Source organism: Streptomyces sp. NBC_00873, assembly GCF_045207415.1.
In the GTDB taxonomy this organism is placed as follows: domain Bacteria; phylum Actinomycetota; class Actinomycetes; order Streptomycetales; family Streptomycetaceae; genus Streptomyces.
The window spans coordinates 7,917,553-7,935,861 of sequence record NZ_CP108803.1 but is presented as its reverse complement, the minus strand read 5'-3'; the positions used below and the strand labels follow the sequence as shown (position 1 = coordinate 7,935,861).

The 18,309-nt window shown below is 70.3% G+C and carries 13 protein-coding genes; 2 read left to right on the top strand and 11 right to left on the bottom strand.

Annotation, left to right across the window (positions count from 1 at the left end):
* Positions 1-503: 503 nt before the first annotated feature.
* From OH809_RS36595 to OH809_RS36585, 3 genes are all read right to left on the bottom strand, one after another.
* Positions 504-1,550, bottom strand: a complete 1,047-nt coding sequence (locus OH809_RS36595) for a M4 family metallopeptidase (protein ID WP_406417064.1) — start codon at positions 1,548-1,550, stop codon at positions 504-506.
* Between the two features lie 462 nt (positions 1,551-2,012).
* A complete protein-coding gene (locus OH809_RS36590) occupies positions 2,013-2,306 on the bottom strand; it encodes a hypothetical protein (RefSeq protein ID WP_406417066.1) in 294 nt (97 codons plus the stop codon).
* A gap of 84 nt (positions 2,307-2,390) precedes the next feature.
* Positions 2,391-3,239: a universal stress protein gene (locus tag OH809_RS36585; protein ID WP_406417068.1), complete on the bottom strand. Its 849-nt coding sequence runs from the start codon at positions 3,237-3,239 to the stop codon at positions 2,391-2,393.
* A 281-nt stretch (positions 3,240-3,520) separates the two neighbouring features.
* On the opposite strand from OH809_RS36585, the gene OH809_RS36580 reads away from it, so the two are divergent.
* Positions 3,521-3,943 carry an Hsp20/alpha crystallin family protein gene (locus OH809_RS36580; protein ID WP_406417070.1) on the top strand — a complete coding sequence of 141 codons (423 nt, stop codon included), beginning with the start codon at positions 3,521-3,523 and terminating at the stop codon, positions 3,941-3,943.
* 606 nt (positions 3,944-4,549) lie between these two features.
* Here OH809_RS36580 and OH809_RS36575 read toward each other — a convergent pair.
* Positions 4,550-5,263: a TetR/AcrR family transcriptional regulator gene (locus OH809_RS36575; RefSeq protein WP_406417072.1), complete on the bottom strand. Its 714-nt coding sequence runs from the start codon at positions 5,261-5,263 to the stop codon at positions 4,550-4,552.
* 137 nt (positions 5,264-5,400) lie between these two features.
* On the opposite strand from OH809_RS36575, the gene OH809_RS36570 reads away from it, so the two are divergent.
* Positions 5,401-6,621, top strand: a complete 1,221-nt coding sequence (locus OH809_RS36570) for a saccharopine dehydrogenase family protein (protein WP_406417074.1) — start codon at positions 5,401-5,403, stop codon at positions 6,619-6,621.
* Here the strand turns inward: OH809_RS36570 and OH809_RS36565 are convergent.
* The 7 genes from OH809_RS36565 to OH809_RS36535 form a co-directional block, all read right to left on the bottom strand.
* Positions 6,581-6,949, bottom strand: coding sequence for a hypothetical protein (locus OH809_RS36565; protein WP_406417076.1), 369 nt, complete (start codon positions 6,947-6,949; stop codon positions 6,581-6,583). The two genes, OH809_RS36570 and OH809_RS36565, sit on opposite strands and share 41 nt — an antisense overlap.
* A 189-nt stretch (positions 6,950-7,138) precedes the next feature.
* Positions 7,139-10,513: a pyruvate carboxylase gene (locus OH809_RS36560; protein WP_406417077.1), complete on the bottom strand. Its 3,375-nt coding sequence runs from the start codon at positions 10,511-10,513 to the stop codon at positions 7,139-7,141.
* Positions 10,514-10,972: 459 nt separating this feature from the next.
* Positions 10,973-13,153: an MGH1-like glycoside hydrolase domain-containing protein gene (locus tag OH809_RS36555; protein WP_406417078.1), complete on the bottom strand. Its 2,181-nt coding sequence runs from the start codon at positions 13,151-13,153 to the stop codon at positions 10,973-10,975.
* A complete protein-coding gene (locus OH809_RS36550) occupies positions 13,150-15,183 on the bottom strand; it encodes a beta-galactosidase (RefSeq protein ID WP_406417080.1) in 2,034 nt (677 codons plus the stop codon). Before OH809_RS36550 ends, OH809_RS36555 begins: the two co-directional genes overlap by 4 nt.
* Positions 15,180-16,037, bottom strand: coding sequence for a carbohydrate ABC transporter permease (locus OH809_RS36545; RefSeq protein ID WP_406417082.1), 858 nt, complete (start codon positions 16,035-16,037; stop codon positions 15,180-15,182). The genes OH809_RS36550 and OH809_RS36545 overlap by 4 nt, the downstream gene beginning before the upstream one ends.
* A complete protein-coding gene (locus tag OH809_RS36540; protein WP_406417084.1) occupies positions 16,034-16,960 on the bottom strand; it encodes a carbohydrate ABC transporter permease in 927 nt (308 codons plus the stop codon). The genes OH809_RS36545 and OH809_RS36540 overlap by 4 nt, the downstream gene beginning before the upstream one ends.
* A 4-nt stretch (positions 16,961-16,964) precedes the next feature.
* A complete protein-coding gene (locus tag OH809_RS36535; RefSeq protein WP_406516089.1) occupies positions 16,965-18,302 on the bottom strand; it encodes an ABC transporter substrate-binding protein in 1,338 nt (445 codons plus the stop codon).
* Between the last annotated feature and the right edge of the window lie 7 nt (positions 18,303-18,309).

Sequence of the window (18,309 nt, the reverse complement as noted above, 5' to 3'; positions counted from 1 at the left end):
GAGATGCAGAAAACTTGATGGATATGTGAAGGCGGCCGTGGGACGCATGTCCGGAATCCCTCAAGTACGTTGCGCAGCTGATGAATTGACGGCGACGCACGCAGGTCGACGCTGGGCAGTCGGTCGAACGCCGGACGCCTGCTACCTGGTCCTGCTTCTGGCCTTCGCGGCCCTGGCGGTCCCGGGCCGACAGCGCCCGGCCGTGTCGGCCGCGCTCGTGGCCGCCCGCCTACGCCTGCGCCTGGCGGCCCGAATCCCCGCCACGGCTGCGTGGGAGCACAGTCCTCTCCGTCTACGTGGCACCCCCCGAACCAAGGGATGGCACGCCGTCAGAAAGGCTGTCGCCATGATGCAATCCCCGGGCGCCAACCCGCACTCGCCGCATCTGCCGAAGCAGTGCTCGGTGATCGATCCGGCCGGCGCGTGGCCTCGCAACGGCCTCAAGGCCGACGCGAGACCACGCTGAGGGCCGCCCTGGAAAGGGGCAGCCGCCGTCACTCTGCCTACTGGATGCCAGGAATCTCGCGGGCCTTGAACGCGGCACGGACCGCGTCCGCCGCGCTCTTGCCGTACATGCGTTGCGCCGTCGCAATCGTCGTCAACGCGGCGTCCCCGAAGCTGGTGTCGGGCGCGAAGCCGAACTGGGCGTTGACGATGATGCGGTCGGCCACCCTGGCGCCGAGCGCCCCCCGGATGTCCAGGAGTGCGCGGGACCAGATCTCGCCGTCCGCGTGCACCTCGCCCACCCGGTCCCCGTATACCTTGTTCCCGTCGATCCGGCGCAGACAGTGCGGGGCGGCGCTGTAGGCGACCGAGTCCCAGTCGGCGACGCACGCCAGGTCGGCTTTGCGGGGCCAGCCGTACCGGGCGTCCGCATGGGCGCCGACCTCGACTGCCAGGTAGTCGCCGAAGGCCTCACCGATCGCCCCGGCCTCCGGGGAGGTACCGAAGCCGGGCACCTGCGCGTTGTGCACCGCGTGTCCGTACTCGTGAACGATCACCTCGGCGTCCTCGGCATCGTCCACGCCGCCCTTGCCGAAGCGGATCTCGGCCTTCTTGTCGGTGAAGAAGGAGTTGTCCGCACCCCACTGGTTGATACGGACGGGCTGCGCACGGTTGTTGGCGCCGGGCAGTTCGCTGCCGAAGCCGAGGCCCTGCAGGTACTCCTGTGCCTCATTGACCCAGAAGTAGGCCATGACCTGCTCGAACTGGTCGTCGTGCCGGGTGTACGTGCCGGCGTCGGCGGTCTTTGCGGAGCCGCCGGTGTCCGACCTGATGTAGGCCCACCGTCCGGAGAGTCCGCCACTGCCGTCGAGATTGCGCAACGCGGCGGAGGCATAGCTCGAGGCGGGGACGGCGTCGGCCGAGTCCTTGGCATCGGAAAGCGACTGGTCGCCCGAGGACTGGACGGGGTTGACCATGAATACCCGGGCCTGTGGTTCGGCCGGGGCGGGGACTGCGCCCGAGGCCGAGGCCGCTCCGGCCGGAGCGAGCAGAGCCACGGTGGCGGTGGCCGCGGCGATCAGGCCGCGGGGTGTGCGGCGAGTCATGTACATCCTCCCGTGCTGGGATGTGGTGCGGTGGTGTGTCGAATAGCGGGGGATGGCGTGGTGCGGTGGTGTGTCGAATAGCGGGGGATGGCGTGGTGCGAGCGTGATCCTTGCGCACGGGCCCTTCTTTGGCCAGGCCTTGAACGCGTTCTTCGGCCGGGCCTTGAACGCGTTTGCCACTCACAGCGGCGAGGGCCCCACCGTGCGGTGGCGCTCTGTTCGTGTGCCGGGACGGTGGGCATCAGGTCGCCGTGGAACGTCACTCGGCGCCGCGAGATCGGCGTCGTTGGGTGCGGTGTTGGGTGCGGTGCACCGGTACACCCAGCGCGGCGCTCAGGGCGGCTCTCCGGCCCACGGTCGGCGCCGTTTTCCACCGGCCCGGCCGACGCGGAGCGGCTGTGGTGGTCCCGCGACACCTGGACGGCCGCGGCCCGGCGCCGGGCCGCGGATGGCGGGCGCTCGTCACCTGGTGCCGCCCTCGGCGTCGCAGGTCGGGTAGAACGTTGTCAGGTCGGCCTCGGGCATGGAGTCGGGGGTCTGCTGGTCGGTCTGATCGGCAGAGATCGTGTAGCGCCCGTTTTCGTCGTCGGACTCCCGGTCGAGGCCCTTCTCGCTGCCGAGGCGGGCCCTCGTCGCGTAGACGCCGTCGCCCTCGTGGCCGTAGGCCGCGAGGTCCGGGTAGTGGTCGTGGTTGTAGTCGGCGACGGCGCGCGGCTCATGCAGGCGTGCTTGCGGCGGCCGGCAGCGAACCCACACGCAGTTCCGTCCGTGCGCAGTCGCTGGGCGAGAGGCTCGCACAACCGGTCGGTGCGGTATGCGCTTCGGTCCGGTCTCCCGGTCTCAGATCCCTTCGCCGGCCGGCGGGGGCACAGTGATCACGGGGCAGGTTGCCCTGTGCAGCAGCCCATGCGGGACGGAGCCCAGCCGCATACCGGTGAAACCCTCCCGGCCACGGCGGCCGACAATCACAGCGAGCGCGTGCTCGGAAGCCTCCGCCAACGCCTCGACAGGATGCCCCCGCAGCACCGCGTGGCTCAAGGGAACATCGCGGTAGGCACTGGACCGCCCCGCGGTTGCTTCATGCAGCTGCCTGTGGCACGCCTCAAGCGCAGCGTCCTCATCGAAAAGCCCTGGCAGCCGCCGCTGCCACACCCACACCGCACGCACGGAGGCGCCTCGCGAGGCAGCGGCCTCCAAGGCATGATCCAGCGCGGCATCGGCCGACCGGCTGGCGTCCACCCCGACCACCAGGTACGGCGGCTCCTCCTCGGTGCGCCCGGCTTCTGGCACAACGGCCACCGGGCAGGCAGCGTGAGCGCTGACCGGAACGGTCGTCGAGACAGCACTGAGCACCTCCCCCAGCCGGCCCAGCCGACGCGAGCCGAGGACCACCAGCCGCGCGTGAGCGGACCTCCGTACCAGGACCTGGGCCGGATTGCCATCCGTGATGAAGGTGGTCACCTCAAGACCCGGCTGCCGCTCATGGGCACGAGCCGTCGCCTTGTCGAGCGCCTCGTCGCCCAGCTGGCGCAAGGCCTTGTGGTGTGCCGTCTCCTCGACGCCGCGTACGCGATGGGTCACGGGCAACACGGCGTGGACCAGATGCAGGCGCACCCCACGGCGGGCGGCTTCATCGATGGCCCAGGCCAGGGCCGCATCGGCCGGCTCCGCGGCGTCGACGCCGAGCATGATCGGGAGTGGTTCACTGGCAGCTGTCATGGCTTCCTCCACCTGTCTGCGTGCACGGGGCAGCAGCCGTGGGCTGCGGCCGCAGCTCATACCTGCACGGTACGCACATGGACGGCGAGGCGGAGGGCCGAGCGGCCCCCGTTCTGAGAGCTGTTCCCCGGGGAAAGGACGAACTCCAGGGCCCTTCGGACCCCCGTTGCGGACTGTTCGGCCCCTGCGTTCGGAAGCGTGGCGCGGTGGACTGGACATGTCGTAACCCGCAGGACCGAGGAGGTCTGGGCATGGTTGTACTCGCACGCAAGCAGAAGTTCCCGTTCCCGGATCTGCCGGACTGGTTCGAGGCCTTCCCCACTCGATTCACCATGCCGGCGATGGCTGATCTGTACACCATGAGGATCGAGGAGTTCACCGAGGAGGGCCGGTACGTCATTCGAGCGGAACTCCCGGGCATCGAGGTCAAGGATCTGGACGTCGCGGTCGAGGACGGCAACCTCACCATCAGGGCCGAGCGCACCGAGCGCGAGGTGGACAAGAATCGCAGCGAGATCCGCTACGGATCCCTCACCCGCAGTGTCGCCCTGCCCAAGAGCGCGGACGAGAACGACGTCCATGCCGAATACATCGACGGCATGCTGACCGTCAGCGTTGGCCTCGGCGAGGAGAAGGCGGAGGCGAAGCACATCGAAATCAAGCACGCCATGTGACCCGCACCAGGTGGTCGCCCGGCCGGACATGCGCTGCCGTCCGTCCGGGCGGCCCACGTCGGGCCCGGCCGCGGGCCCCGCCGCAACACGTCCTCCCGCACGGTCGCGGCCGTCGCCGAGTCCATGGCAGGAAGCGTCGACGGCGAGAGGTCCATCGTCGGCAGGCGATGGTTCGTGGCTGAGAAACCGCTTGCAGGCAGCCGCGCCTCGGGGCTCTCGCCGCGGTCACACGTACAGTCGGGTCGTCAGCGCTGAAGCCAGCCCGTCCGGCCCTCCCGCGTGGCCCTGGCAGCCTGTATGCTCCGGCGCCCGCTTCCAGCAGGTCGGTCTCCCGATGCGTCGGCTCCCCTGGCTAGTGCTGTGACCACATAGGTTCACCGTGTCCGGGATCCGTCTACCCGCGCAGGTGAACGAGCGCCCTCGTACCGTTCGAGCCACAACTGGTCGACTCCGGCCACGAGTTCGTCGATCGTCTCAAGCTACGGCGCGTTGTCCGCCGGCATCGGACGATCGCTGCGCCTGCCCGGTCGGGGCCTGAGGGTGCCTGGAAGGCCTCAGGATCGGCCGGGCGGACGGGCCCGCCCCGCAACGACCCCGGACGATCCCCTATCGCCGGAAGCGCAGTGCCTCCCACTGCGCTGCGGCGCTGTCCAGCAGCATCTCCAGGGCCGTGGGATAGGCGCTGTCGACCATGCGGGTCGCCAGGAGTGGCGCCGCCTCGGCGATCCGGGGGTGTGTGGTGCGCGGCAGGCGGGCGTACGTCGAGCGCCACATGTCCTCGTCGGCGCTGAGGCTTTCGCGTGGCAGGGCCAGCGAGGCGGCGTCGAGCGCGGCGAAGGCCAGGGTCTGGTCGATGAAGGCGTGGTAGATCCGTACCGTGTCCGGCAGCGGGAATCCCGCCGCGCGGAGTACATCAAGGATGGCCTCGTCGGCGGCCAGCTCGTGGGCCCGGCCGGTGACCCGGTTCGCGGTCAGCAGTGCCGCCTGCGGATGCCCGACATACACGGCGTGGATACGCAACCCGAGGCCGCGCAGATCCGACCGCCACTCCCCCGTGGGCCGCCAGCCTTGCAGGGCCTGCCCGATGAGGGCGTCGCCGATGGCGAGGGTCAGATCGTCCATGCCGCGGAAGTACCGGTAGAGGGTGCTGGGGTCGGCGTCCAGGGCCAGGCCGAGACGGCGGGCGGTGAGTCCCGCGCTGCCGTGCTCACGCAGCATCCGCAGGGCGGTCTCGACGATCAGTTGCTCGGACAGCACGGTGCCGCTCCTGGTGGGACGGCGGCGTCGCCGTTTCTCCTCGGGCACCACCGCTTTCGCCACCGCCGCCTCCTCGCCCCGGCCCTTATGCCAACACCATTGACCTTACCCGAGCACGCGGCGTTGGATCTCCCGGCAGGGGCGCCGCGCCTCCGTTCCGCGCGGGCATGCCCCATCTCCACAGAGAGGAAGTACGTGTCATGCGCGTTCTGCTTGTGGGAGCCGGCGGTGTGGGCACCGCGATCACCCGGATCGCGGCCCGGCGCTCGTTCTTCGACGAGATGGTCGTGGCCGACTACGACCTGAGCCGGGCCGAGGCGGCGGTCGCTGCCCTCGCGGGCACCGCGGGCCGCTTCCGTGCCGAGCACGTCGACGCGTCGGATCAGGCCGCGGTGACGGCGCTACTGACGCGGCACGGGTGCGACGTCCTGCTCAATGCCACCGACCCGCGGTTCGTGATGCCTCTCTTCCAGGCGGCGCTCGCGGCCGGCGCAACCTATCTCGACATGGCGATGTCTCTGTCTCGCCCGCACCCCGAGCGGCCGTACGAGGAGTGCGGGGTCATGCTCGGCGACACGCAGTTCGCGCAGGCCGCCGACTGGGAGAAGGCGGGCGCGCTGGCTCTCGTCGGCATGGGTGTGGAGCCAGGGCTGTCCGATGTCTTCGCACGGTACGCGGCCGACGAACTCTTCGACGAGATCGAGGAGATCGGAATCCGCGACGGCGCGAACCTCACCGTCGACGGCTACGAATTCGCACCCTCTTTCAGTATCTGGACCACCATCGAGGAGTGCCTCAATCCGCCGGTCGTCTACGAAGCGGACCGCGGCTGGTTCACCACCGCGCCCTTCAGCGAGCCGGAGGTGTTCGACTTCCCCGAGGGCATCGGCCCGGTCGAGTGCGTGAACGTGGAGCACGAGGAGGTGCTGCTTGTCCCCCGTTGGGTCGACGCACGGCGCGTGACCTTCAAGTACGGCCTGGGCGAGGAATTCATCCAGACCCTCAGGACACTGCACCTCCTGGGCCTGGACCGCACGGACCCGGTGACCGTGCCGAGCGCTGCGGGCCCGGTGGGTGTGTCGCCCCGCGACGTCGTGGCCGCCTGCCTGCCGGACCCGGCGACGCTGGGCGAGCGCATGCACGGCAAGACCTGCGCGGGCACCTGGGTGCGCGGTACCAAGGACGGCGAGCCGCGCGAGGTCTACCTCTACCACGTGGTCGACAACCAGTGGTCGATGGCCGAATACGGCTCCCAGGCAGTGGTGTGGCAGACGGCCGTCAACCCGGTCGTCGCCCTCGAACTCCTGGCCACGGGCGCGTGGACCGGCTCGGGAGTCCTCGGCCCGGAGGCCTTCCCCGCGCGCCCCTTCCTGGACCTGCTCAGTGCGTATGGCTCTCCGTGGGGCATGCGGGAGCAGTGACCGCCCTCGGCTCACCAGGGGATCCGACGTCCCCCCTCGGTGAGGGCGAGCGTCGGACAGCCGATCCGATCGCCGCTGTGGGGTACTCCCAGTTGTCGGCGTCGGCCAGGAGCACCGTCAGTTCCTCCCCTGCAAGGGGCGTGCCGTGGCGGCAGCCGTGCCTCCCGTCGGGAGCGGTCCAGGGAGTGACAGGGCACACCTCGATCCAGCCCCGGTCGACGACGGACAGCAGGACGGCCGCCAACTCCGCGGCGGGTGCGGAAACCAGCGGCTCGTCCAGATCCCCTCGTACACCGGGCAGGATGTCGGTCCCGAACGCGTTGATCATGAAGGCGCGCTCTGCGTCGGAAAGACCGTCGGGAGGGTCGGGAGCGTCGCATGCGCGGTGAACCCTCCTGGCCGGTGGACCTCCGGGCCGGTGGACCTCCCCGCTGGTGAACCCTCCCCGCCATGGAGTCCCGGAGCCGGGCCGGGCGACTGCACGGCCCCGGGGCCCGGGCGATCGCCCTCACGGGGTCTAGGAGATCACCATCAGAAGGTCGCCCGCCTCGACCTGCTGAACGGAGGTGATGGCCAGACGGTCCACCGCGCCGGCGACCGGAGCGGTGATGGCGGCCTCCATCTTCATCGCCTCGATCGTCGCGATGGTCGCACCCGCCTCGACCCGGTCTCCGGCTGCGACCGACAGCGTCACCACCCCGGCGAACGGCGCGGCAACGTGTTTCGGGTCGGACTTGTCGGCCTTCTCCGCGGCCGGCAGTTCCGAAGCCACCGAGCGGTCACGCACCTGGATCGGCCGGAGCTGGCCGTTGAGCGTGGCCATCACGGTGCGCATGCCGCGCTCATCCGCTTCACCGATCGCCTCCAGTGCGATGAGCAGCCGCACCCCGGGCTCGAGGTCCACCTCATGCTCCTCCCCCGGCCGCAGACCGTAGAAGAAGTCCTTGCTCGGCAGGACTCCGGTGTCGCCGTAGGCGTCCCGATGCGCCTCGAACTCCTTCGCCGGCCCGGGGAACAGCAGCCGGTTGAGGGTGGCCCGCCGGTCCTTTTCCAGTCCGTCGCGGTCCCCGGCGGACAGTTCGGCGACCGGCCTGGGCGCGGCGCGGCCCTTGAGGGCCTTGCTGCGGAAAGGCTCCGGCCAGCCGCCGGGCGGGTCGCCCAACTCGCCGCGCAGGAACCCGATCACGGAGTCCGGGATGTCGTACGCGCCGGGCTCGGCGGCGAACCGCTCGGGTGAGACGCCCGCGCCGACGAGGTGCAGGGCCAGGTCGCCGACCACTTTGGACGACGGTGTGACCTTGACCAGGCGGCCGAGCATGCGGTCGGCCGCGGCATACATCGCCTCGATGTCCTCGAACCGGTCGCCAAGGCCCAACTCCCTTGCCTGGACACGCAGGTTGGACAGCTGACCGCCGGGGATCCCGTGGTCGTACACGCGCCCGGTGGGCGAGGCCGGGCCGGCCTCGAACGGCGCGTAGATCCTGCGCACGATCTCCCAGTACGGTTCGAGGTCGCCGACCGCCCGCAGGCTCAGCCCGGTCGGCCGCTCGGAGTGGTCGGTGGCCGCGACGATCGCCGACAGCGAGGGCTGCGAGGTGGTGCCCGCCATCGAGGCCACCGCTCCGTCCACGGCGTCGGCGCCCGCGTTGATCGCGGCCAGGTAGGTGGCCAGCTGACCGCCGGCCGTGTCGTGGGTGTGGAGGTGGACGGGCAGCTCGAACTCCCTGCGCAGCGCGGTCACCAGTTTCGCGGCGGCGGGTGCTCGGAGCAGCCCCGCCATGTCCTTGATCGCCAGGACGTGCGCGCCGGCCTCGACGATCTGCTCGGCGAGCCGGAGGTAGTAGTCGAGGGTGTAGAGCTTCTCGGCCGGGTCGGACAGGTCCGAGGTGTAGCAAAGGGCCACCTCGGCAACGGCCGATCCGGTCTCGCGTACGGCGTCGATCGCCGGCCGCATCCGGCCGACGTCATTGAGCGCGTCGAAGATGCGGAAGATGTCGATGCCGGTCCGGGTGGCCTCCTCGACGAAGGCGGTGGTGACCTCCGCGGGGTATGGGGTGTAGCCGACCGTATTGCGGCCACGCAGCAGCATCTGCAGGCAGATGTTGGGCACCGCCTCACGCAGGCGGGCCAGGCGGTCCCATGGGTCCTCGGCCAGGAAGCGCAGCGCCACGTCGTAGGTGGCGCCACCCCAGCACTCCAGCGAGAGCAGCTGCGGCAGAGTCCGGGCCACGGCCGGGGCAACGGCCAGCAGATCCTTCGTCCGCACCCGGGTGGCCAGCAGGGACTGGTGGGCGTCCCGGAAGGTGGTGTCGGTGACGGCCACCACGGGTGATTCCCGCAGCCGCCGCGCGAAGCCCTCCGGCCCCAGCTCGGTCAGCTGCTGCTTCGACCCGGCGAGCGGTACGCCGTTCGCGATGTCCGGCAGTTTGGTCGTGGGGTCGATCAGGTGCGGGCGCTCGCCGTGCGGCTTGTTGACCGTGACGTCGGCGAGGTAGGTGAGCAGGCGGGTGCCGCGGTCGGCGGAGTGGCGCGAGGTCAGCAGATGCGGGCGCTCCTCGATGAACGACGTGGTGACCCGGCCCTCCTGGAAGTCCGGGTCGTCGAGGACCGCCTGCAGGAACGGAATGTTCGTGGCCACGCCGCGGATGCGGAACTCGGCCACCGCGCGCCGGGCCCGTCGCACCGCGGTGGCGAAGTCGCGGCCCCGGCAGGTCAGTTTCACCAGCATGGAGTCGAAGTGGGCGCTGATCTCGGAGCCGACGAAGGCGGTGCCACCGTCCAGCCGGATGCCGGAGCCGCCCGGCGAGCGGTACGCGCTGATGGTGCCGGTGTCCGGCCGGAACCCGTTGGCCGGGTCCTCGCTGGTGATCCGGCACTGCAGTGCGGCACCCCGCAGGTAGATCCTGTCCTGGGCGAGACCGAGGTCGGCCAGGGTTTCGCCGGCGGCGATGCGCAGTTGCGCCTGGACCAAGTCGACGTCGGTGACCTCCTCGGTCACCGTGTGCTCGACCTGGATGCGCGGGTTCATCTCGATGAAGACGTGATTGCCTTCCCGGTCGAGCAGGAACTCGACGGTGCCGGCGTTGCGGTAGCCGATGCTGCGCGCGAAGGCGACCGCGTCGGCGCAGATGCGGTCCCGGATCGTGGGGTCGAGGTTGGGCGCCGGGGCCAGTTCGAGGACCTTCTGATGGCGCCGCTGCACCGAGCAGTCCCGCTCGAACAGGTGGATGACGTCGCCGTCTCCGTCGGCGAGAATCTGCACCTCGATGTGGCGGGGGTCGACAACGGCCTTCTCCAGGAACACCGTGGCGTCGCCGAAGGCGGACTCGGCCTCGCGGGACGCCGCCTCGATGGCCTCGCGCAGGTGCGCGGGGTCGTCCACTCGCCGCATTCCGCGTCCGCCGCCTCCGGCAACCGCCTTGACGAACAACGGGAAGCCGATCTCCTCCGCGGCCGCCGCCAGCTCGTCCACGTCGGTCGACGGCTGCGACGACCCCAGGACCGGCACACCCGCCGCACGGGCCGCGGCGACCGCGCGCGCCTTGTTGCCGGTCAGTTCCAGCACCCCGACGCCGGGACCGATGAACGTGATTCCGGCGTCCTCGCAGGCCCGGGCCAGATCCGGATTCTCGGACAGGAAGCCGTACCCGGGGTACACAGCGTCCGCCCCGGCCCTGCGCGCCGCGCCCACGATCTCCTCGACCGACAGGTAGGCGCGCACCGGGTGCCCTCTCCGGCCGATCTCGTAGGCCTCGTCGGCCTTGAGACGATGCAGTGAGCCGCGGTCCTCGTACGGGAAGACAGCCGCCGTTCCCGCGCCCAGTTCGTAGGCGGCGCGGAACGCACGGACGGCGATCTCACCACGGTTCGCGACAAGTACCTTCCGGAACATGCGCAGTCCCTTCCTGACGTTCGCGACGTGCGCGCCCGACGGGCGCCCTCGTAACTGATGCCCTGTCTACACCCGCGCAAGAGCAGCTCGGGCCGAATCACCACGGCTGGTCGCTCTTCTGCAGGTTCGCGGAGGTCATCATCGAGCGGTCGGGCAAGACTCGGCTCGGTGTGCGCGGTGCTGATCAGCCACGTCCAGCGGCCTGCCGCCTGTGGGACGGGATCTTTCGGGACGGCCGAGAATCGCAACCTCAGCGTCGGCGGCGACACGAATCGCCGCCGGCGCCTGTGGCGCTCGTCTTCTCCGCGCTGCGGTCCTTCGCGCTCGACGGCACCGACCACGCCACCCGGAAGGAGCAGGGCAGCATGGTCCGCCGCTACATCGTCTGGCGAAACCGCGCTGCCGACGACCGGCGCCTACACGCCGTGGTCGACAGGGCAAACACTGCCGGTCACGGCACTAGTTGTCCCGTGTCAGCATCGGCAGCAGCAGAGCCGCCGACCAGCTGAAGTTGGGCGAGTTGAGCGGGGCTCCCGTCGTCGGGTCGTAGTTCTCCATGATCGGCCCGTTGCCGGTGAGGCCCGACGCATGGGTGAGGAGTTGATCCGTCAGGGCGTTCGCGTCGTTGACGTAGCCGTAGCGGCGCAGGCCGCCGCGGGCGAAGTAGGCCTGGTCGAACCACACGGGGCCGCGCCAGTACGCCGTCGGCGAGAAGTAGGGGGAGCTCTTCGATACGGTCGGGAACGGGACGGTCGTCGCGAACTCCCCCGGGTCCATCAGCTTGTCGCGCACGGCGCGGGCCTGTGTCCTGGACGCGGTGCCGGTCCAGAGCGGGATCGCGCCCTCGATGCCGCGGCCGCGGGCCGTGAGCGGCGCGCCGCCGCCCAGCGCGGTGTCGTGGAACCAGCCGTCGGTGGGGTCATACATCGTCGTGCGGACGGCGGAGGAGGTCGCGGCGGACCGCTGCTTCCACCGCTCGGCGTCGGCACCGCGGCCGAGCGCGCCCGCGATGCGCGCCAAGTGGCCCTGGTCAGCGGCGAGATAGGAGTTCAGGTCGACGGACTCCTGGTTGAGGGAGTAGCCGAGGAGCGTTCCGTCGGCCGCGCGGTTGGCGACGACGTTCGCGCCGAGGGCGGCGTCGAAGCGGGGCGCGTTGTCCATGCCGCTCTCCCAGGCAGCGGCCAGGCGCCGTTCCTCGGGCGAGTTGTTGGCGGGGTCGACGGTGGCACCGTACTCGGCGAGGCCGTTGTGGTCGTGGTCGCGGTTGCGGTACCACCAGGCCTGGTAGGCGGCGAGCTTCGGGTACATCTCACGAAGGAAGGCCTTGTCGCCCGTCTTCGCGTACACCTCCCACACGGCCCAGGCGGCCAGCGGGGGCTTGGAGTTGCGCTCGTTCCAGTTGCCGCCGCCCCGCGAGGGGGTGTTGTAGAAGATGACGTCGGGGATCATCCCGGCGTCCTGCGGGCGTGTCGCGGAGTCCGACGTGATCTGCCAGTCGAACATGGAGCGGATCTGTGACTCGGCCAGATCGGGCGCGAAGCGGGCCGTGCCCACGGCCTGCTTCCAGGTGTCCCAGGCCCAGATACCGCCGGTGAACCACTTGTAGGAAATCGACGGCGTGATCCCGTCGTGCTTGATCTGCCCTGCCGCGCTGCGCCAGTTGGTGACGAGGGTCTCCAGGGACTTCACGGCGGCGCGCCGCCGGTCCGCGGGCACGTTCCGGGTCACTCCGGCGACGTAGCCGTGCCAGCGTGCGTCGCCCGCCGAGACGACCGACGCCGGGTGGTCGAGGACGTCCCGCACCGTCGCCTTCTCGCGGGTCCTCTCGGCGGCGGTGAAGGTGTAGGACTCGGTCCAGTCGAAGCTGTGCGAGCGACCCGGCGCGAGGGTCACCGGCTCGGTGGCCTCGGTGCGGTACGTGTCGCCGTCCACTGTGGTGCGGACGCGGTCCTTGTGGGTGACCTCGAAGCGTTCCGTGCCGTCGGTGAGGTAGTCCCAGGTCTCACGGACCTTGGCGAAGTCGACGCCGACGCCCGAGCGGGTGGCGGTCAGCGAGGGCGCGTCGCGCATCGGTCTGTCGGCGGGCCGCAGCAGGCGGCCCGTCCAGTCGGCGCCCAGCGTGCGGGGCGCCGAGCCGGTATTGCGGACCTGGGCGCGCACCAGGGCGCTGCGGTCGGTCGCGAAGCGGAGTTCGAGGGTGAGGCGCAGTCCGTGGCCGAGGTCGTACGACTGGAGGAGCCGGCCGGGCAATGACGTGAACCGGGGTGTGCCGCCGCCGGCCAGGTCGAGAGTGCGGCCGTTTTCGGTGAGGCGGATGCGGCTGAAGGACTTACTGAGCCACCAAGGGTATTCCTGGGCGATGTAGAGGGGCCCGGAGAAGCCGCCGTACGCGTCCTTGTCACCGGCTTTCGGCAGGGCGTAGGCATGCCAGGCCCCTTGGTCGGCGAAAACGGTGACAGGGTTGTTGTCCTCGTCATCGCCGGGCAGGGCGGCGGCCGGGGTGCCGTCCAGGTCGAGCACGTCGGCGTACGGGGATGCCGGCGCCGGGTGCTCATGGGCGGAGGCCGCTTGCGGCGCGGCGAGGGCGCCGCCGGCAAGAAGGAGTGCGGTCAGAGCTCTCAGGGGCCGGTTTCCGGTCACTTCTGGGTCCCTCCAAGGGAGTCGCTGGCGATGCGCAGGACCGCGGCACCGAGCGGGCCGAGGCGTACGTGGTCACGGACGGTCGTCCCGGTGAGCAGATCGGTGCCGCCTGCGGCGTAGGCGCCGGTCAATGGCGTCCGTGTGTCGTGGTCCGTGTGGTTGAGGACGAAGAGGTACGTGCCCTGCTCGCTGGTCCGGACGGTCGACTCGACTCCCTCGGGGACGTCGAGCACGGGCCGCACACCGGCCTCCAGCAGGGCTGCGTCGAGCACGGCGCCGATGCCGTCGCCGAGGTGAGCACTCGCGTACCAGGCGGTGCCGCTGCCGTAGGGGTGGCGGGTGACGGCCGGGCGGCCGGTCAGCTCTCCGGCCGCGTACACGTCGACGACCTCGGTCTCCGGGCCCTCGGTCTCGATCCACTCGCTCCACAGTGTGGCCTCGGCGCCGGAGGCCAGTTGCACCGCCTCGCCGTCGGGGATCGGCCAGAACTCGTCGACGCTCACGCCGAGTACGTCTCTCAGTGGTCCGGGCGCGCCCCCGTCGTGGATGTGGTCGTGGCCGTCGACGACGCCGCTGAAGGGTCCGCACACGAAGTGGCCGCCCCCCCGGACGTACGCGGCGATGCGTTCGGCGTTCTCGGGGCGCAGCAGGTGGAGGTTGGGCGCGAGAACCGCCCGGTAGCCGTCGAGGTCGGCGTGCGGGGGCGCGAACTCGGCGGTGACTGCGCGGGTGTGGAGCGCCGCATACCAGGGGCGCAGAAGGTCGCGCCAGCGCATGCGGGTCGAGGGGTGGTCGTCGGCCTCGAGGGCCCACCATGAGTCCCAGTCGAGAACGATCGCCACGTCCGCAGGGGTGGTGGCCCCTGTGACCTCGCCGAGCCGGGCGAGTTCGGTGCCGAAGCGGACGGTCTCGCGCCAGCCGCGGGAGTCTGTGCCGCGGTGCGGGAACAGTGCGCTGTGGTATTTCTCGGCGCCCGCGCGGGAGGCACGCCACTGGAAGTACATGATGCCGTCAGCCCCGCGGGCCAGGGCCTGGAGGGACCAGAGACGTTGCAGGCCGGACTTCTTGGGGACGTTGACCGGGCGCCAGCTGACCGCGGACGGCGCCTGTTCGAGGAGCAGCCAGGGGCGGCCGCCCTTGAGCGAGCGCATCAGGTCGTAGTTGAGGGCGGCGTTGACGTGGGCGTGCGGGTCGGCGGGGTCCGGGTAGGCGTCGTCGGAGACGAGGTCCTCGTGCTCGGCCCACTTCCAGTAGTCGAGTGCCTTGAACATCGACATGAAGTTGGTGGTGGCCGGGATGTCCGGGCTCAGCTCGCTCAGGACGCCGCGCTCGGCGCGGTGGCAGTCCAGGAGGGCGTCGGAGCAGAACCGCCGCCAGTCGAGGAGCTGCGTCGGGTTGACCGGTCCGGGCGCGGTGCGCGGGGGTTCGATCTCGGCGTAGGTGCCGTAGCACTGCGACCAGAAGGCCGTGCCCCAGGCGTGGTTGAGGGCGTCGATCGTGCCGTAGCGGTCGGTGAGCCAGCTACGGAAGTGATCGGCGGAGCGGGCGCAGAAGCACTCGGTGACATGGTCGCCGTACTCGTTGTGGATGTGCCACAGGGCGAGCGCCGGGTGGTGTGCGTAGCGTTCGACGAGGGTGCGGGTCAGGCGCACGGCGGCGGCGCGGTACACGGTCGAGGACGGGCAATAGTGCTGGCGCGAGCCGAATTCGAGACGTACGCCGTCGGCCGTGACCGGCAGGATCTCGGGGTGGGCGCGCACGAGCCAGGCGGGGGGTGACGCGGTCGCGGTGGCCAGGTCGACGGCGACACCGTGGGCGTGCAGCAGGTCGAGGAGCCGGTCGAGCCAGGCGAAGTCCCAGGTGTCCGGGCCGGGCTGGAGTCTCGCCCAGGAGAAGACGCCGACGGTCACCATGGTGACGCCGGCCTCGCGCATCAGCTCGGCGTCCTCGGCCCAGACGCTCTCGGGCCACTGCTCGGGGTTGTAGTCACCGCCATAGAGGACGCCCGGGACCCGGGTCAGGCGGCTCATCCCTTTACCGCCCCGCCGAGCAGTCCGGCCACGAACTGGCGCTGGAAGACCAGGAACAGGGCCATGAGGGGCAGCGTCGCAAGCAGCGAGCCGAGCATCAGGCCCGAGTAGTCGACATGGGAGAGCCCCGTGAGGGTGTTGAGCGCGACAGGCACGGTGTATTTGTCCTCGGAGTTGAGCATGAGCAGCGGCCAGATGAAGCTGTTCCACTGCGCCATGAACGTGAAGATGACCAGGGCGCCGAGCTGTGGGCGCACGCACGGCAGCACAACCTGGTAGAAGGTGCGCAGCTCGCCGGAGCCGTCGATGCGGGCCGATTCGAGGAGCTCGTCGGGGAAGTCGACGAAGCCCTGCCGCATCAACAGGACGCCGAAGGAGTTGGCAAGGAACGGCAGGACGACGGCTTGGTAGGAGTCGATCCAGCCGACGCTCGCCATCATCTGGAACAGCGGCACGAGCAGCACCTGGAACGGGATCATCATGGTGGTGAGCACGGCGCCGAGCAGCAGGCCCCGGCCGCGGAAGCGGTACTTGGCGAGCCCGTAGCCGCACATGGCGGAGATCAGCGAGCTGAGCGCGGTGTGCACGACGGCGATGCCGAGGCTGTTGAGGAGGACACGGCCGAAGCCGATGGTGTCCTGGAGCCGTGCGAGGTTGTCGAGCAGGCGTCCGCCGGGCAGGACCGGTGGCGGCGAGTGGAACAGTTCGGAGGTGGAGTGCGTCGCGGCGATCGCCATCCACAGGAACGGCAGAAGACTGACAACGGCGCCCGCCACAAGGAACAGACGCACCGCGTAGCGGCCGACGCGCCGGGCGGGGTGGACGCGTACGGGGGCCTGCTGGAGGGCGGTCACCGGCGGCGCTCCCTTCCGAAGGCGGCGTACTGGAGGGCGGAGACCGCGGCGATGAGGGCCACGACGACCCAGGCGATGGCGGCGGCGTAGCCGAAGTCGAGTTGCTGGAAGCCGACTTTGTAGAGGTAGACGACCGGGGTGAGCGTCGCGTCGTCGGGTCCGCCACGCGTGAGGACGTAGTTCTCGTCGAAGAGCTGGAGCGTGCCGATGGTGGAGGTGATCACGCAGAACAGGACGACCGGGCGCAGCTGCGGCAGGATCACGCGCGTGTACGTGGAGAGGGTGCCGGAGCCGTCGATGGCTGCGGCCTCGTACTGCTCCTTGCCGATGGCCTGGAGCCCGGCGAGGAGAATGACGGCGTTGTAGCCCGTCCAGCGCCAGGTGAGGGACGCGATCAGTGAGACACGGGCCCAGGTGGGGCTGTTGAGCCAGTCGATCGGGCCGATGCCGACGGCGCCGAGTGTCTGGTTGACGAGGCCGCCGTCGGTCTTGAGGAGGACCTGGAAGACGACGGCGTACGCGACGAGTGTGGTGACGGCGGGCAGGAAGTGGACCGCGCGCCAGGTGCCACGGAAGCGCAGCCAGGACTGGTTGAGGAGGACGGCGAGGACGAGGGCAAGGCCGATCATCACCGGGACCTGGACGACGAGGATGATCCCCGTGTTGAGCAGGGACTCCACGAAGGCGGGGTCGTGGATCATGCGCCGGTACTGGTCGAGGCCGACCCAGCGGGTGGCGCCCGCGTCCTCGGTGGTGAAGCTCTGCAGGAGGCTCGCGCCGAGCGGATAGGCGAAGAAGAGCGCGAAGAGGGCGGCGGCCGGTCCGGCGAAGATCCAGGCGACGGGGCGCGGGCGCCGGCGGCGGGTGGCCGCGGGGGCGCGGGCGGGTGCGACCGGCCGGTCGTAGGTGGTGTGGACGGCCATCGGGCTACTTCACCCTCTCGCGGCCGGTGGCCGCGGCGATCTGCCGCGCCGCCGAACTCAGCGTGGCGCGCGGGTCCTTGCCCCGCAGCATCACACCGGTGACTGCGGAGATCATGATGTCGGTTGCCTTCGCGTCGTCCTTGTTGTTCTCGACCGGCGGGATGTTGCGGGCGAGCCGGGCGAACACGTCGAGGGCCGCCTGGCCGCCGAAGTACCCCTGTTTCGCGCTCAGATACGGGTCGTCGAGCGCGGGCAGATACGCCGGGAACAGGCCCTCGCGCTTCAGCATGGAGACCTGGTTCGCCTTGCCCGTGAGCAGGAACTCGATGAACGCCCAGGCCAGGCGAGGGTTCTTGCTCTGCGCGGGAACGCAGAGAGTGGAGCCGCCGATGTTCGAGGTGCGGATGCCGTCGACGGTGAACCCGGGCAGGGGCACCACCTCGAACTTCCCCTTCAGCTCGGGCATCTCCTCGGTGAGCGTGCCCGTCCACCAGGCGGCGGTGGGCGTGGTGGTGGCCTTGCCCTCCTTGGTGCCGGTGACGAGCCCGTCCCAGCCCTTCTCGTAGTCGACGAGTCCCTTGTCGTGCAGGGTCTTCATCAGCGTCATGGCCTGCACGGCCTCGGGGGTGTCGACGGCGACCCGGCCGCCCTTGAAGTAGGACTGCCCCTGCTGCTGGAGCAGCATCGGCAGGATGCCCGCGTCGGTGGAGTCCATGATGAGCAGCTTGCGGCCGGTGGCCTTCTTGATCCGTACACCCGCCGCCACGTAGTCGTCCCAGGTCAGCAGAGACTTGGGGTCGACTCCGGCGGCACGGAAGTGGTCCGTTCGGTAATAGAGCGCGCACGGGCCGATGTCCCAGGGCAGGGCGAGGACGGCGCCCCCCGTGCCGGTGACGGTGCGCCACGCGGCGCGGTCGAAGTCGCCGCCGTAGCGGCCGCCGAGGCTCGTCAGGTCGTAGAAGCCGCTCGGGAAGTTGCCTGCGTAGCGCGGCATGTAGCTGCCCTCGACCGTGAGGACGTCGGCGAGGCCCGAGCCGCCGCGCAGGCCAACGGTGATCTTGTCGTAGGCGTTGTCGTATCCGATGTCTACGACATCGACGGTGGTGCCGGGGTGGTGCTCCTCGAAGGTGCGGGCCAGACGCTTCATGGCCTTGGCGGCCACGTCCCACGACCAGACAGTGATCTTTCCGCTGACCTTGCCCTTTTTGTCACCCTCCTTGCCGCTGATGCCGCGGGCGCCTCCGCCGCCCGCACCGCCCATGGCACACGCGCTGACCAGGGACGTTGCCGCGGTCGCCAGACCTGTGGCCAGAACAACCCGTCGGGTGGGTCTCGTTGACACTCTTGCC

Coding starts and splice junctions, on each gene's coding strand:
- OH809_RS36595 (WP_406417064.1), bottom strand. CDS start 1,550: ATGACTCGCCGCACACCCCGCGGCCTGATCGCCGCGGCCACCGCCACC.
- OH809_RS36585 (WP_406417068.1), bottom strand. CDS start 3,239: ATGCTCGGCGTCGACGCCGCGGAGCCGGCCGATGCGGCCCTGGCCTGG.
- OH809_RS36580 (WP_406417070.1), top strand. CDS start 3,521: ATGGTTGTACTCGCACGCAAGCAGAAGTTCCCGTTCCCGGATCTGCCG.
- OH809_RS36570 (WP_406417074.1), top strand. CDS start 5,401: ATGCGCGTTCTGCTTGTGGGAGCCGGCGGTGTGGGCACCGCGATCACC.
- OH809_RS36565 (WP_406417076.1), bottom strand. CDS start 6,949: ATGATCAACGCGTTCGGGACCGACATCCTGCCCGGTGTACGAGGGGAT.
- OH809_RS36560 (WP_406417077.1), bottom strand. CDS start 10,513: ATGTTCCGGAAGGTACTTGTCGCGAACCGTGGTGAGATCGCCGTCCGT.
- OH809_RS36550 (WP_406417080.1), bottom strand. CDS start 15,183: ATGAGCCGCCTGACCCGGGTCCCGGGCGTCCTCTATGGCGGTGACTAC.
- OH809_RS36540 (WP_406417084.1), bottom strand. CDS start 16,960: ATGGCCGTCCACACCACCTACGACCGGCCGGTCGCACCCGCCCGCGCC.